The organism is Kribbella sp. NPDC054772 (assembly GCF_053611945.1).
The window spans coordinates 496,182-509,858 of record NZ_JBSHBJ010000002.1; the positions used below are offsets into that span (position 1 = coordinate 496,182).

14 protein-coding genes are annotated in these 13,677 nt (G+C 69.8%); 8 read left to right on the forward strand and 6 right to left on the reverse strand.

The genetic code is table 11. The features are described from left to right. Positions 1-58: 58 nt before the first annotated feature. The 4 genes from ACWGID_RS05145 to ACWGID_RS05160 all read left to right on the forward strand — a co-directional run bounded on the left by ACWGID_RS05145 (position 59) and on the right by ACWGID_RS05160 (position 3,953). Positions 59-295 (forward strand): hypothetical protein, encoded by a 237-nt coding sequence (locus ACWGID_RS05145; RefSeq protein ID WP_452194578.1) that lies wholly within the window; start codon positions 59-61, stop codon positions 293-295. A 13-nt stretch (positions 296-308) separates the two neighbouring features. Beyond that, entirely contained in the window at positions 309-911 is a 603-nt protein-coding gene (locus ACWGID_RS05150; RefSeq protein WP_452194580.1) for a cell wall protein, read from the forward strand. A 1-nt stretch (position 912) separates the two neighbouring features. Then, positions 913-1,737: a MauE/DoxX family redox-associated membrane protein gene (locus ACWGID_RS05155; RefSeq protein ID WP_452194582.1), complete on the forward strand. Its 825-nt coding sequence runs from the start codon at positions 913-915 to the stop codon at positions 1,735-1,737. A gap of 173 nt (positions 1,738-1,910) precedes the next feature. Beyond that, positions 1,911-3,953 (forward strand): PQQ-dependent sugar dehydrogenase, encoded by a 2,043-nt coding sequence (locus tag ACWGID_RS05160; RefSeq protein ID WP_452194584.1) that lies wholly within the window; start codon positions 1,911-1,913, stop codon positions 3,951-3,953. Positions 3,954-3,962: 9 nt separating this feature from the next. Here the strand turns inward: ACWGID_RS05160 and ACWGID_RS05165 are convergent, their stop codons facing one another. The 6 genes from ACWGID_RS05165 to ACWGID_RS05190 form a co-directional block, all read right to left on the reverse strand. Continuing rightward, complete coding sequence (locus ACWGID_RS05165; protein WP_452194586.1) at positions 3,963-4,820, reverse strand: haloalkane dehalogenase; 858 nt, start codon at positions 4,818-4,820, stop codon at positions 3,963-3,965. An 11-nt stretch (positions 4,821-4,831) separates the two neighbouring features. After that, on the reverse strand, positions 4,832-5,269 hold the full coding sequence (locus ACWGID_RS05170; protein WP_452194588.1) for a MarR family winged helix-turn-helix transcriptional regulator: 438 nt from the start codon (positions 5,267-5,269) through the stop codon (positions 4,832-4,834). 71 nt (positions 5,270-5,340) lie between these two features. After that, complete coding sequence (locus tag ACWGID_RS05175) at positions 5,341-5,862, reverse strand: NUDIX domain-containing protein (RefSeq protein ID WP_452194589.1); 522 nt, start codon at positions 5,860-5,862, stop codon at positions 5,341-5,343. A gap of 53 nt (positions 5,863-5,915) precedes the next feature. Further along, positions 5,916-6,455 (reverse strand): GNAT family N-acetyltransferase, encoded by a 540-nt coding sequence (locus ACWGID_RS05180; RefSeq protein WP_452194591.1) that lies wholly within the window; start codon positions 6,453-6,455, stop codon positions 5,916-5,918. 4 nt (positions 6,456-6,459) lie between these two features. Beyond that, on the reverse strand, positions 6,460-7,335 hold the full coding sequence (gene sigJ / locus ACWGID_RS05185) for an RNA polymerase sigma factor SigJ (protein WP_452194593.1): 876 nt from the start codon (positions 7,333-7,335) through the stop codon (positions 6,460-6,462). A 23-nt stretch (positions 7,336-7,358) separates the two neighbouring features. Further along, positions 7,359-7,874, reverse strand: coding sequence for a cupin domain-containing protein (locus tag ACWGID_RS05190; protein WP_452194595.1), 516 nt, complete (start codon positions 7,872-7,874; stop codon positions 7,359-7,361). A 119-nt stretch (positions 7,875-7,993) separates the two neighbouring features. On the opposite strand from ACWGID_RS05190, the gene ACWGID_RS05195 reads away from it, so the two are divergent. From ACWGID_RS05195 to ACWGID_RS05210, 4 genes are all read left to right on the forward strand, one after another. Continuing rightward, entirely contained in the window at positions 7,994-9,100 is a 1,107-nt protein-coding gene (locus ACWGID_RS05195; RefSeq protein WP_452194597.1) for an NAD(P)/FAD-dependent oxidoreductase, read from the forward strand. Between the two features lie 98 nt (positions 9,101-9,198). Further along, positions 9,199-9,639 carry an iron chaperone gene (locus ACWGID_RS05200; RefSeq protein WP_452194598.1) on the forward strand — a complete coding sequence of 147 codons (441 nt, stop codon included), beginning with the start codon at positions 9,199-9,201 and terminating at the stop codon, positions 9,637-9,639. Positions 9,640-9,642: 3 nt separating this feature from the next. Beyond that, positions 9,643-10,509, forward strand: a complete 867-nt coding sequence (locus tag ACWGID_RS05205) for an alpha/beta fold hydrolase (protein ID WP_452194600.1) — start codon at positions 9,643-9,645, stop codon at positions 10,507-10,509. Positions 10,510-10,557: 48 nt separating this feature from the next. Then, on the forward strand, positions 10,558-13,629 hold the full coding sequence (locus ACWGID_RS05210; protein WP_452194601.1) for a BTAD domain-containing putative transcriptional regulator: 3,072 nt from the start codon (positions 10,558-10,560) through the stop codon (positions 13,627-13,629). Positions 13,630-13,677 lie beyond the last annotated feature (48 nt).

Here is a 13,677-nt window from a genome sequence, read left to right on the forward strand (position 1 = left end):
GAACACGTCCGACGCGTGTTACGCCATCACCCGACCGGATTCCTGCGGGTTCACCGGGATGTCCCGGCGAACCTGCGGTTACCGGCACGCCATCACCAATTTGTGCACCGGAAAACGCGTCACCTCGTCGATCGCGGACTGCGGTCCACAGACCGACCTGTTCTGCGGGCAACGTGCCTGCTGCGGCGGTACGTGCGCGACCAACCGGCTCGTCGACCTCACTCCGGCCGCGTTCACCGCGATCGGTGGGAGTCTCAGCGCCGGCCTGATCCCCGCCAACATCAACGTCGGATGAGGAGGGAGCTGAGATGACCACCACCATGGATCGCCGTTCCCTGCTCACCCGCGCCGCCCTCGGTGCGACCGGCCTGGTCGCCGCCAGTGCGATGGGCTCGCTCGCGCCGGAGGCCGCGTTCGCCACCACGACACAGTCCTTCGACGCGGGCCAGCCGGACCCGAACTTCGCCGAGGGTCTCGTCACCGGCCGGAACCGGGATCTCCTGCAGGTGCAGGGATCCGACGGCCGGCTGCACCGGATCCAGCTGACCGACGCGACCAGCGTCTGGAAGCTCCGCCCGACCACGATCAACCAGGCCAAGATCGGCGACGGCCTGTACGCCCGCGGCGTGCTGCTGCCGGACGGGATCCTGGCCGCGGAAGCGGTCTGGGTCAACATCGTCAACCTGACCGTCGCGATCACCTCGCTCGGCAAGGACAGCATGCATCTCGACCACCACGGCCAGAAGGTCGTCGGGCACGTCCAGCCGGGCACCACCGCCGCCGCGTACAACGGCACCCCGGCGGTCTCGGACCTGTCGATGCTCAAGGTCGGCCGGCACGCGCAGGTGATCGGCGCCTGGCGACCGGGCACCAACGAGATCGACGTCGCGACCATCTACACGTCGAACTGACATGGGTATCGCACACATAGCGGCCGCACAGCCGCTCCTCATCGGATTGCTCCTGCTCTGGTCGTCGTACGGCAAGTTCGCCGATCCGAAGCAGGCCGAGCGTACGGCGTTACCGCGACTCGTCGGCGAGGGTCGCGCAATCACGGCGTACCGGACCGTTGCCGGGGTCGAGGCGTTGGTTGCCTTGGCTCTGCTACTGCCACCGGTGTGGACCGTCGAGGCGATCGCCGCGGTGGTCCTGGCCGCGGGCTTCACCGGCTTCCTGATCTACTCGAAGGTCGTCGTCCCCGAGGCCTCGTGCGGCTGCCTGAAGGCGTCGGCGAAACCCGTCGGCGGGCGCGCGATCGGCCGTGCTTTGTTGCTGCTGGCAACAGCGGTCCTGGCGGCGACGGCCTCGTCCGGTTGGTGGTCGGCCGGCTCGGCCCTCGCGGTCCTGGTCGTCGAGGCGGCCGCGTTCGCGATGCTGTCCGCCGAGCTCGACCAGTACTGGCTGCTCCCGCTCCGCCGCTTGCGGGTCCGACTCAGCCACCCGTACGCCGGTACGGAGTCCAGCACCGCACCACTCGCCGCGACCCAGCAGCGGGTGCTGCTGAGCCCGGCGTACCGCGCGGTCGACGGACTCCTGCATTCCGACATCCACGACTACTGGGACGACGAGGAGTGGCGCTTCGTGAGCTACGTCGCCACGTACGACGGCCGCCGGGCGACCGCCGTCTTCGCCGTCCCGCACCACGACTCCACGCCGGAGTCCATCCGGGTCGCCGTCGTCGACGAGACCTCGGGAGACACCCTCTACCGGCCGACCATGCTCGCCACGACTGCGTAGCTGCAGGCCATCACAATCGCAGTCCGCCGCTCCCGTCACGCTCTGCGGGGCGGGAGCGGTCGCATTGTGATGGCCTGGCGATCCGCGCTGTTGACAGTCGGCGTTATAGTTAGGAAGCTTTCCTAATAGTTAGTCCCCTGCAGCTCCTCCGCCCCGGAAACCCAGGAGACCTCATGAACCCCCGCTCGATCGCGGCGGCGCTGGCGCTCGCCGTCGGCGCGCTCACGCTGAACGCTCCCCCGCCCGCCACCGCGGCGGCCACCGACTACGAGGCCGAGGACGCGACCATCTCCCAAGGCGTCGTCGAGTCCAACCACTCCGGCTACACCGGCAGCGGTTTCGTCAACTACGACAACCTCGCCGGCGGTTACGTCGAGTGGACCGTGACGGCCCCGGCCGGTCCGGCCGACGTGACGCTGCGATACGCGAACGGTACGGCGGCCACTCGCCCGATGGACATCACCGTCAACGGCCAGCCCGGCGCGGTCGGCATCACGTTCCCGGGCACCGGCGCGTGGACGACCTGGCAGACCAAGACCGTCCGCCTGCAACTCACCGCGGGCACCAACAAGATCCGGGCCCGAGCGACGAGCACCGACGGCGGGCCGAACGCCGACAAGCTGACCGTCACGCCGACCACCGACGACAGTACGCCGCCGTCGGCGCCCGGGAACCTGACCGTCAACGACATCAAGTCGAACGCCGCGACGTTCCACTGGACCGCCGCGACCGATGACGTCGGCGTGGTCCGGTACGAGATCAACCGCGGTGGCAACGTCCTGAAGGTTGTCGACGGCAACACCCTGTCCGCGACCGTGGACACGCTGACCGCGAACACGGCGTACGACATCTCGGTCGGTGCGTTCGATGCCGCGGGCAACGCTTCGCAGCAGAGCAACGTGGTCACGTTCACCACGCCGGGCAGCAGCGACACGCAACCGCCGACCGTTCCCGGGAACCTGCGTTCGACCGGCAGCACCGCGAACAGCGTCTCGCTCGCGTGGAACGCGTCCACCGACAACAGCGGAAGCATCGCCGGGTACGACGTGTACCAGGGCAGCACGAAGGTCGCGTCGACCGGTTCGCTGACCGCGACCGTGACCGGGTTGACCGCGAACACGGAGTACACCTTCACCGTGAAAGCGCGGGACCCGGACGGTAACGCGTCCGCGGCGAGCAACGGGGTGACCGTCCGTACGTCGACCTCGGGGGCCGGTGGCATTCCGGCGTACGACAAGGACATCGCGAAGGTTGATCTGGGCTGGAGTGTGGCGCTCCTGCCGGACGGGTCCGCGCTGGTGACCGAGCGGGACCGGTTCGAGGTACTGCGGGTCACGGCGAGCGGGCAGAAGACGACGCTCGGGAAGGTGCCGGGCGTGGTCGCGACCACCGGCGAGGGCGGTCTGCTCGGGATCGCACTGTCGCCGAACTTCGCCGGCGACCACTGGGTTTACTTCTACCACACGGCCGCGGACGACAACCGGATCGTGCGGATGAAGTACGAGGACGGCAAGCTCGCGACCACGTCCTCTCCGGTCCTCACCGGACTCGCGAAGAACCGGTACCACAACGGCGGCCGGATCGCGTTCGGTCCGGACGGCAAGCTCTACGCGACCGTTGGTGACGCCAAGAATTCCGGCAACGCGCAAAACAAGAACTCGCTGAACGGGAAGATCCTCCGGATGAACCCGGACGGCACCGCGCCGAGCGACAACCCGTTCTACAGCAGCGGCGGCAACGCGCGGTACGTCTGGAGCTGGGGGCACCGCAACCCGCAAGGTCTGGCGTGGGGCTCGCGCGGTCAGCTGTGGGCCGCGGAGTTCGGCGAGAACAGTCAGGACGAGCTCAACCTGATCCAGAAGGGCGGCAATTACGGCTGGCCCGCCTGCGAGGGTACGATCGGCGACTGCGGCGGGTACATCGCACCGAAGCGCACCTGGTCGACCTCACAGGCCGGGCCGAGCGCGATCGAGATCGTCAACGACTGGATCTACATTGCCGGCGTCACCGGCGAGCAGTTGTGGGTCACGAAGATCAACTCGGCCGGCAACGGCGTCGGCACTCCGCAGGCCCTGTTCTCAGGCCGTTGGGGCCGCCTGCGCAGCGTCACCCGCACGCCGGACGGCGGCCTCTGGCTCACCTCCACCAACAACGACAAGAACGGCGGTACGCCGAGCACGATCGACAATGTGATCGTCCGGCTGAAGTTCTCGTAGATTCTCCGGCTAGCGCAGGCCGTGACGGTCGAGCCAGCCGGAGATCTCAGTGGCGATCTCCTTCGGGCGGTCCTCGGCGGCGTGATGGCCGGCCGGACCGCAGTGCGCGATCTCCAACGCGGCGAGGGTGGCCGCGCACCATGCCTCGTACTCCGGTCCGATCAGCAGTGTCGGCGAACCTTCGAAGGTCAGCAGCAGCTTGGGTACGTCGGGACTCGCAGCGAGCCACGCGTCGTACGCGGCGATCCGCGCCACCAACTCGGCCGGATCGCCGCCGAGCGGCAGCTGCCGCGCCCACGCGAGGACGGGCTTGCGGGACTCGGGCGTCGGGTAGGGCGCGAGGTAGGTCTGCAGGTCTTCGTCGGCGACGGGTGTGAGCACGCCACCGGTGAAGGCTTGGCGGACGAACAGGTTCTGCTCCAGGACCATCTCCTCGCCGCGTCGCGGCGTACGGATCAGGCGGGAGCGGTCGGCCGCCTGCGGAGACAGGTCTTCCCAGGCCATCGGCTTCACGATGCTCTCGAAGAACGCCAGGCCGCGGACGCGCTCCGGGTGGCGTGCGGCCCAGTCGAAGGCGAGCGCACCACCCCAGTCGTGACCGACCAGGACCATATCATCGAGCTCGAGGGCGTCGAACCACGCGTCCAGGTAACGGGCGTGGTCGGCGAACGTGTAGTCGAGGTCGGGTTTGCCGGACCGGCCCATGCCGATCAGATCGGGTGCGAGGAGCCGGCCCTCGCCGACCTGAGGTGTGATATTCCGCCAGACGTGCGATGAGGCGGGGTTGCCGTGCAGGAAGACGATCGGCGTACCGTCGCCGGTTTCTTCGTAGTGGATCGTGGAGTCGAGAATGTCGATCTCGGGCATGACGGAGTACCTCACAGTGGAGTGTCGAGAAGATCGGTGAGATCGCGGACGAAGCTCTTCGTCCGCGCGGCGCGGCGCCCGCCGAGCGGCGCCAGCAGCTTGTCGAGCAGGGCGGCGACGTCCGCGATCGCGGGCTGGATCGTGTCGCGGCCCTTCGCGGTCAGCTCCAGTCGCATGGTGCGGGTGTCGACGGCGTCGCGGGTCCGCTGGATCAGGCCGTCCGCGTCGAGGCTGCGCGCCAGCTTGGAGACGTACAGCGCCTCCAGGCCGGTGTGATCGGCCAGCTCCCGCTGACTCGGCGCCCGCCCGTCACGCTCCAGCCCGTACAGGGAGGCCAGCATCACGTACTGCGCGTGCGTCAGCCCCCGCGGCGCCAGGGCCCGGTCCACCGCCACCCGCCACTTCATCGACAACCGCCACACCAGATGCCCAGGAGTCGCCTCACTCATGAGAAATACTGTACATGGCTACTATGTACATGGCTACCATCTCAGCCGAACTGCTCGCACTCCGTCGGGCATTAGTTGCGGCCGAAGTCGGCGTAGGTGGGGATGCCGGTGGTGAGGGCGTGTTGGGCGAGGGTGAGGCGGCGGGTCATGGAGGGGCGGAGGCGCGCGGCCGCGGCGTCCAGGGTGAGGAAGTGGTGGGCTCGGACCTCGGTCGGGTCGAGGGTGAGCGCCTGATTGTCGAGGACAGCGTCGTCGAGGACGCCGCCGTCGAAGACGAAGGCGAGGGAATCGGACCACGGGCCGTGGGCGGGGACCCAGTCGACGACCAGCAGGCGGCCGATCGCGAGGTCGAGGCCGATCTCCTCCCGTACCTCGCGGCGGCAGGCGTCGTACGGCGACTCGTTCGACTCAACGACGCCGCCGGGGATGTCGAGCGTGGGTTTGTAGGTGGGCTCGATGAAGAGGATGCGACCGGCACCGTCGCGGATCAGCGCACCACCAGCGGCAGTCTTCCGCGGCAGCCGAGCGGCGATTCCGGGGTTGAACTCCGCCTCCGGCTCCCCTTCAGCAACAAGATCATCCTGTCGGTTCACCCCTCTAGTGTCGTCCCCAAGAAAGCTCGCCATGCCCGGCAACTCCGAGACGTCTACGTCGGCGGTTGATCCAGTGCGCGGGTCATCCAGATCGAGTCGCCGCGCTCCGGGTTCTTGTCGACGCGGCCGCTGTTCTCGAACCTGAGCTTCTCGAGGACCCGGAACGAGGCCGTGTTCCACTCCCGTACGGTCGCCCACAACCGCTTCCGCCCGGTCCGTGCCGCCGCGTCCAGGACGGCACGGGCGGCCTCGGTCGCGTACCCGTTCCCGTGCGCCCGGCGCGCCAGCTCGTAGGCGATCTCCGGCTCGTCGAACGTGGCCTGTCCGACGGTCAGCCCGCAGTACCCGAGGAACTCACCCGTCGACCGCAGCTCGATCGCGAGCAGCCCGAGCCCCGGGTCGGCGCCGAGCGGGTTCTCGATCAGCCGCGCGCGGAACTCCTCGACCGTCGGGTGACCGTCGGCGTCGATCCGGCGCAGCGCACGGTGATCGCGCTCGAGCCACAGCCCGCGATGCGCCTCGGCGTCCGATGGCCGCCACGGCCGCAGGTCGAGACGTTCGGTGGTCAGCGAGGCCGGGAAGTCGTCGTACACCCGGTCAACCTAGTTGACGGCGGAGGTGGGCCAGTTTGTCGGGGTTGAGGATCGCGCGGATGGTGATGATCGCGCCGTCGTGGATCTCCGGGATCAGTACGCCGGTAAGTTCGCCGGACTCGTGGACGAGGATCGCGGCTGCGTCGTTGACCTCGGCAACGGACAGGCGGGCGGTCAGGGCGCGTGGGCTGGACGCCAGGCCGGCCAGGTAGTGCGCGGCGCTGGAGCGACCGAAGATCGGTTCGCTGGCCGCGATCGCCTTGCCGCCGCCGTCCGCCCAGATCGCGGCGTCCTCGTGCAGGATCGCCTCCAGACCCTTCACGTCACCGTCGACGGTCGCCGCGATGAACCGTTCGACCAGCCTGGTGCCGTCGGTGGGTTCCGCCGCGAAGCGCCGATGCGACTCGCCGACCCGGGCGAGCGCGCGGTGGTAGAGCTGCCGCGCGTTCGCCTCGTCGATGCCGAGCACCTCGGCGCTGTCCCGATGCGAGTAGCCGAACGCCTCCCGCAGTACGAAGACCGCGCGCTCGGGCGGAGTGAGCTTCTCGAGCAGCACCAGGAAGCCCATCGACACCGAGTCCTTCAGCTCGACGGCGGCCTGCGGGTCGTTGCCGGTGGCAATCGGCTCCGGGAGCCATGGGCCGACGTACCGCTCGCGGCGGGCGCGGGCGGACGTCAGCCGGTTGATGCACAGGTTGGTGACGACCGTGGTCAGCCAGGCGGCCGGCGTCTGCACGGGGTCGCGCCCGGACCGCCACCGCAGGTACGCGTCCTGGACGACGTCCTCCGCCTCGGTCGCCTCACCGAGCATCCGGTACGCGACCCCGAACAACCGGGGCCGCTGCTGCTCGAACTCGGCGACGTCGACAACATCGTCCACGACCCCGATTGTGCCCGCCGCCATCAGAGCTCCGGCAGCGGGACCACCTGCTGCCGCTCCCCCACGCGCACGGCGAGTTCCTCCCGCCAGACCGGATTGTCGACGAAGTGGTTGTCGAACCGCTCCGCCGTCGCCAGTACTTCGGCAGGTGACGCCGCGCCGCGCCGGATCCGGTCACCGAGCCGGAAGTACTCGAACCGGTTGTTGCCGGGCGCCTTCACGATCAGGACGTCGGCGCCGGTGTTCATCGGCGTACCCCAGGCGTGGTGCATGAGTGGCGGGACCAGCAGGTAGTCGCCCTTGCCGACGGTCACGACCTGGTCGCCGGCGAGGATCCGGAGCGCGCCGTCGAGCAGGTAGAACATCTCCGGCGACTCCTTGTGGAAGTGCGGCGGCGGGCCGTCGACTCCGGGGCCGAGCGTCGTCCGGACGACGTTCATGATCCCGTCGGTGTGCTCGGCGTCGGCGAGCAGCCAGGTCTGGTTGGGTGCCTCGCCGAGCAGTTCGGCGGCGGCGCCGCGGGTCAGGACTGATTCCATCTCTGCCTCCTTGGGTCGACCACCTGACCGGGCAGCCCTCTCGATTCGTGACGTGACGGTCGTCACGACACGTTCGAGGCCGTCCGCGGTGTCAGGTGGGCGTCGAGAGGAGCACGGAGATGACACCGCACATCGTCGTACTGGGGGCCGGGTACTCCGGTCTGGTCGCCGCGAAGCTCGCGGCCCGCCGGACCGGTGCACCGGTCACGCTGGTCAATGCCCGCGAGACCTTCGTCGAACGGGTCCGGATGCACCAGCTCGCGTCTGGGCAGCAGCTGCCCGAGCGGCCGATCAAGGACCTGCTCGCGGGCACCGGCGTCGAGTTCGTCGCCGACCGGGTACGTCGGATCGACGCCGCGACCCGCACCGTCGTACTGGGCGACCGAGAGCTGCGGTACGACGTACTGATCTATGCGCTCGGTAGTCGGGCGAACCTGGAATCGGTGCCGGGAGCAAGCGAGTACGCGTACACCGTCGCGGACGCGGACCAGGCGGGCCGGCTCCGCGACCGGCTGCGGACGAGCGGCACGATCGCGGTCGTCGGCGGCGGGCTGACCGGGATCGAGGCCGCCACCGAGCTCGCCGAGACGTACCCAGATCGGACCGTCCGGCTGGTGACCAGCGGCCGCCTCGGCGCCGCACTGTCCGAGCGCGGCCGTCGGCATCTGGCCCGTGCCATCCACCGCCTCGGCATCGGCCTCGTCGAGCAGGCGCGCGTCGCCGCAGTGGACGACGGCGGTCTGAAGCTGGAGGACGGTGACCGGGTGGCCGCCGACGTGGTGGTCTGGACAACCGGGTTCGAGGTCTCTCCGCTGGCGGCCGAGGCGGGCTTCGCCGTCGACGCGAACGGCCGGATGCAGGTCGACCAGACGCTGCGCTCGGTCTCGCACCCCGACGTGTACGCGATCGGCGACGCGGCCGCGGTACGGCGTACCACTGGGCAGGAGCTCCGGATGGCCTGCGCGACCGGGCTCCCCGCCGCGGCCCACGCCGTACGGTCGTTGGCTGCTCGTCTGTCGGGGCGGGAGCCGAAGCCGCTGCGGTTCCGGTACTTCAACCAGTGCATCAGCCTCGGTCGGAACGATGCTTTGATCCAGTTCGTGCACTCCGACGACTCGCCTCGCAACGCCGTCCTCACCGGGCGCGCTGCTGCCCGCTACAAGGAGACCATCGTCCGTAGCGCCTACCTCGCCCAGCGTCACCCGGCGCTGACGGCCTTGACCTGATCGATCAGTTTTCAAGAAGCGGTCGTCCCGGTGCGGCTTCTACTGTTTGGAGTGTTCAGGGCAGACACACCCAGCAGACACACCGAGAGGACACTCCGATGGCCACGCAGAAGCGCAGTACCGCCAAGCAGAAGTCGTACGACGGCTTCACCGAGGCCGAGCGGGACGCGATGAAGGAACGCGCGAAGGAGCTGAAGAGCAAGGAGGACCCGACCGAGGCGCAGCTCGCGAAGATCGCCGGGATGGCCGACGCGGACCGGGTGATCGCCGAGCGGCTGCACGCCCTGATCGCCGAAGAGGTGCCCGAGCTGACGCCGAAGCTCTGGTACGGGATGCCGGGATGGACGACGGGTGGCAAGAACGTCTGCTTCTTCCAGGACGCGGCCAAGTTCAAGGCCCGCTACGCCACGTTCGGGTTCAGCGACCTCGCGACGATCGACGACGGTGACATGTGGCCGACGTCGTACGCGATCACCGAGCTGACCCCGGCCGTGGAGAAGAAGATGCTCGCGCTGGTCAAGAAGGCCGTCCGGGGCTGACCCTTGACCGATCGAGTAGCCCGCGCCTTCGACGCCCTTGTCGGAGGTGGGGTCACCAGGCGCGAACTCAACCGCGGCGGGCGGAAGCTCTGCTGGATCGAAGCCGGCAGCGGTACGCCGGTCCTTCTCGAGGCCGGCGCGATGTCTCCGGTGACCGCCTACGCGGCGGTCTTCCAGGGGCTGGCGGGCGATCATCGCGTGATCGCCTACGACCGAGCCGGGTACGGCGCGAGCGATCCGGCTCCCCTCACGCTGGATCTGCAGGTCGGCGATCTGGTCGCCGTACTGGAAGAGGTCGGTCCGGCTGTGATTGTCGGCCATAGCTGGGGTGGTCTGCTCGCGCAGCTCGCGAGCTGGGCGCGGCCGGAGCTCGTGAGCGGGCTGGTTCTGCTGGATCCCTCCCACGAGACCTTCTGGCAGGACGCCGAGCCCGAGATGCGAGCGGACCGGACGCGGCCGCCTAACGAGGATTCGCGGTGGCAGGACGTGCACGACTTCGGGCGTGAACTGGCTCGGGATGTCGCTCGCAGCGTCGACGGCGACCCGCGGCTGCTGTCCGAGGCTTGCCTGTCGTATCTGAAGACGGACGACCAGCTGTACACGTACCTCGACGAGCTTCCGATGGTCCTTGATCACCTCGGCGAACTCACCGCACGACGGGCCGAGGCTGTCTGGCCGAAGATCCCGGTCGTGCTGCTCACCGCGACCAAGGGCCGGCCCGCGGAGTTCACGCCGTGGGTGCTCGCGGTGCAGGATCAGCTCGCCACCGAGTGTGGTGGGCGGCATCAGGTGGTGCCGGATTCGGGGCACTATCTGCAGATCGATCGGCCCGACCTCGTGGTGGCCTGCGTCGGCGAAGTCAGCGGCTGAACCGACCGCTCCCCGGCGCGTGGCAAAATCTGCCGGGTGCAGATCGGGATGCTGGGACCATTCGAGGTTCGCGCGGACGACGGCAGCATCGCCGACGTACCGGGCGCGCGGCTGCGTGGGCTGCTGATCGCGCTCGCGCTGGAGGCCGGGCGCGTGGTCCAGAAGGCCACGCTCGTCGACTGGATCTGGGGCGAGCAGCCGCCCGCCGACGCCGCGAACGCCCTGCAGCGCCTCGTCTCGCGGCTCCGGAAAGTGCTCCCGGAAGGCTCGGTCGAGGGCAACACGGACGGTTACCGGCTGCGTGTGGATCCCGACGCGGTGGACGCCGTACGGTTCGAGCGGCTGTTGACGCGGGCCCGGACCGACCAGGACCCGCAGGGCGTGCGGCTGCTGCGCGAGGCGCTCGCGTTGTGGCGAGGACCCGCGATGCAGGACGTCGGTCTGACCGAGAGCGGCGCGTTCGACGCCGCGGTGACCCGGCTCGACGGGCTTCGGCTGACCGCCATGGAGGACCGGTACGACGCCGAGATCACCCTCGGTCACGGCGCGGACGTGGTCACCGAACTGACCGACCTGGTCGCCGCGCACCCGGTCCGCGAACGCCTGGTGGCCGCCCTGATGCGCGCCCTCGTCGCGTCCGGCCGCGACACCGAGGCGCTCCGGGTCTACGAGCGCACGCGGGAGACGCTCGCCGATGAACTGGGCGTCGACCCGTCGCCCGAGCTCGCCGCGCTGCACGTCGCCCTGCTCCGCGGCGAACTGGTCCGCAAGGAAGAGAAGCGGAACACCAACCTGCGCGAGGAACTCACGACGTACGTCGGGAAGGACGCGGACGTCGCCTCGGTCCGCGACCTGATCGCCGAGCACCGGCTGACGACACTGATCGGCCCGGGCGGCTCGGGCAAGACTCGGCTCTCCGCCGAGACCGCGCGGACGCTGCTCGGCGATCTGCCGGACGGGGCGTGGATGGTCGAGCTCGCCGCGATCGGTCCGGACGGTGACGTGGCGCAGGCGACGCTCGGCGCCCTCGCGCTGCGGGACGCGCTGCTCGGCGACATCCCGGACGCGGATCAGACCGACCGGGTGATCGCCGCGATCCGGGAGCGGGCGATGCTGCTGATCCTGGACAACTGCGAGCACGTGATCGAGTCGGCGGCGACCTTCGCGCACCGGGTGCTCGGCGAGTGCAAGCGGGTCCGGATCCTCGCGACCAGCCGGGAGCCCCTCGGCATCACGGGCGAGGCGCTCTGGCCGGTCGCGCCACTCGCGCTGCCCGCGGAGACAGCCGACTCCAGCGAGATCGAGGCCTCGCCGGCCGTCCGGCTGCTGCAGGACCGGGCCAGCGCGGTCGGCAAGGACATGTCCGCGGACATGCAGACGATCGCGCGGATCTGCCGGGCACTCGACGGCATGCCGCTGGCGATCGAGCTCGCCGCGGCCAGGCTCCGCACCATGTCCTTGGAGCAGCTCGCCACCCGGCTCGACGACCGCTTCCGCATCCTCACCGGCGGCAGCCGTACGGCGCTCCCAAGGCACCGCACGCTGCGCGCGGTCGTCGACTGGAGCTGGGAGCTGCTCTCGGACGCCGAGAAGTCGGTACTGCGCAGACTCGCGGTGTTCTCCGGTGGCGCGAGCCTGGAAGCAGCCGAACAGGTCTGCGCCGGCGGCGACGTCGAGTCGTGGGAGGTTCTCGACCTGCTGACCTCGCTGACCGAGAAGTCGCTCGTCGTCACCAAGGACGACGCGCGCTACCGGTTGCTCGGGACCATCAAGGAGTACGCCGAGCAGCGGCTCGCGGAGGCGGGCGAGTCGGAACCGACCCGGCGTACCCATCTCCAGTACTTCACCGAGTTGGTCGAGACGGCGGACCCGCATCTGCGGCGCGTCGAGCAGCTGGAGTGGCTGGCGACGCTCGAAGCGGACCACGACAACATCGCCGCCGCGATGCGCGGGGCGCTCGCGGCTGGCGAGGCCGAAGGGTCGATGCGGCTCGCCGCGGCGGCCGGGTGGTACTGGTGGTTCGCCGGGCACAAGGTCGAGGGCAACGACTTCTTGATGGCCGCACCAACGGTTCCGGGTGAGGTACCGGACGAGACGCTGGCCGTGGTCTACGCGTTCGTCACCGGCTTCATGACGTCGGGCCGCGGGCGCGACCAGTACAACGCGGAAGAGTGGATCCGGAAGGCCGCCGAGATCAGCCGGCGGATCGACAACCCGCACCCGGCTGTCACGATGTCGACCGCGCTGGAGCGGTTGCTCGAGGGACCGTCGGCGTTCGTCACCGCGTTCGAGCCGCTGCTGGACGCCGACGATCCGTGGGTACGGGCGTTGGCTCGGTTGCAGGTCGGCAAGATGCGGATCATGCTCGGCGACGGTGACGAGGAGGCGGACGCCCTGCTCGCGACGGCGCTGACCGAGTTCCGCGCGATCGGTGAACGCTGGGGTACGTCGTTCGCGCTCACCGAGCTGGCCGACCGGCTCGCGGTCCGGGGCGATTTCGCCGCCGCCTGCGAGTACTACGAGCAGGCGATCGCGGTCGCCGCGGAGGTCGGGGCCACCGAGGACGTCGTACGGATGCGGTCGCGGCAGGCGCAGCTGTATTACCTCGTGGGCGACCAGGACGCCAGCGCGACGGCGATGGCCGAGGCGCAGCGACGCGCGGAGCGGGTCGCGTGGCCGGAGGCGCTGGTCGAACTGGCGCTCAGCAAGGCGGAGCTCGCGCGCTGGCGTGGCGACACCGCGGAGTCGCGCCGGCAACTCGACGCCGCGACGGCCACGCTGGGGCACGAGGCCGAGGAGGCCAACCTGCGCGCGACGATCCAGGACCTGCTCGGATATCTGGCCGAGGATCTCGACGAGGTCTGGCAGCACCGGAGCGCGGCGGTCCAGGCGGCGACCGAAGGTGGACACCTCCCGGGGATTGCGCAGGTGCTCCTCGGCGTCGCGGACCTGGCGTTGCGCACCGATCAGGACGAGCAGGCCGCGCGGTTGCTGGCCGCGAGTGCCGCCGTACGGGGACTGCCGGACCGCTCCAACCCGGACCTGAGCCGGATCGAGGAGGAAACGCGCCGTGGGGGGGGGGGTCGGGGGCGGGCGGGGGGGGGTGGGGGGGGGAGATGAGGGAGGCGGGGTGTGGGGGGTGGGGGGGGTGGTGGCTGGGTTTTTTTG

Coding starts and splice junctions, on each gene's coding strand:
- ACWGID_RS05210 (WP_452194601.1), top strand. CDS start 10,558: ATGCTGGGACCATTCGAGGTTCGCGCGGACGACGGCAGCATCGCCGAC.
- ACWGID_RS05150 (WP_452194580.1), top strand. CDS start 309: ATGACCACCACCATGGATCGCCGTTCCCTGCTCACCCGCGCCGCCCTC.
- ACWGID_RS05155 (WP_452194582.1), top strand. CDS start 913: ATGGGTATCGCACACATAGCGGCCGCACAGCCGCTCCTCATCGGATTG.
- ACWGID_RS05160 (WP_452194584.1), top strand. CDS start 1,911: ATGAACCCCCGCTCGATCGCGGCGGCGCTGGCGCTCGCCGTCGGCGCG.
- ACWGID_RS05170 (WP_452194588.1), bottom strand. CDS start 5,269: ATGAGTGAGGCGACTCCTGGGCATCTGGTGTGGCGGTTGTCGATGAAG.
- ACWGID_RS05195 (WP_452194597.1), top strand. CDS start 7,994: ATGACACCGCACATCGTCGTACTGGGGGCCGGGTACTCCGGTCTGGTC.
- ACWGID_RS05165 (WP_452194586.1), bottom strand. CDS start 4,820: ATGCCCGAGATCGACATTCTCGACTCCACGATCCACTACGAAGAAACC.
- ACWGID_RS05200 (WP_452194598.1), top strand. CDS start 9,199: ATGGCCACGCAGAAGCGCAGTACCGCCAAGCAGAAGTCGTACGACGGC.
- ACWGID_RS05190 (WP_452194595.1), bottom strand. CDS start 7,874: ATGGAATCAGTCCTGACCCGCGGCGCCGCCGCCGAACTGCTCGGCGAG.
- ACWGID_RS05145 (WP_452194578.1), top strand. CDS start 59: ATGTCCCGGCGAACCTGCGGTTACCGGCACGCCATCACCAATTTGTGC.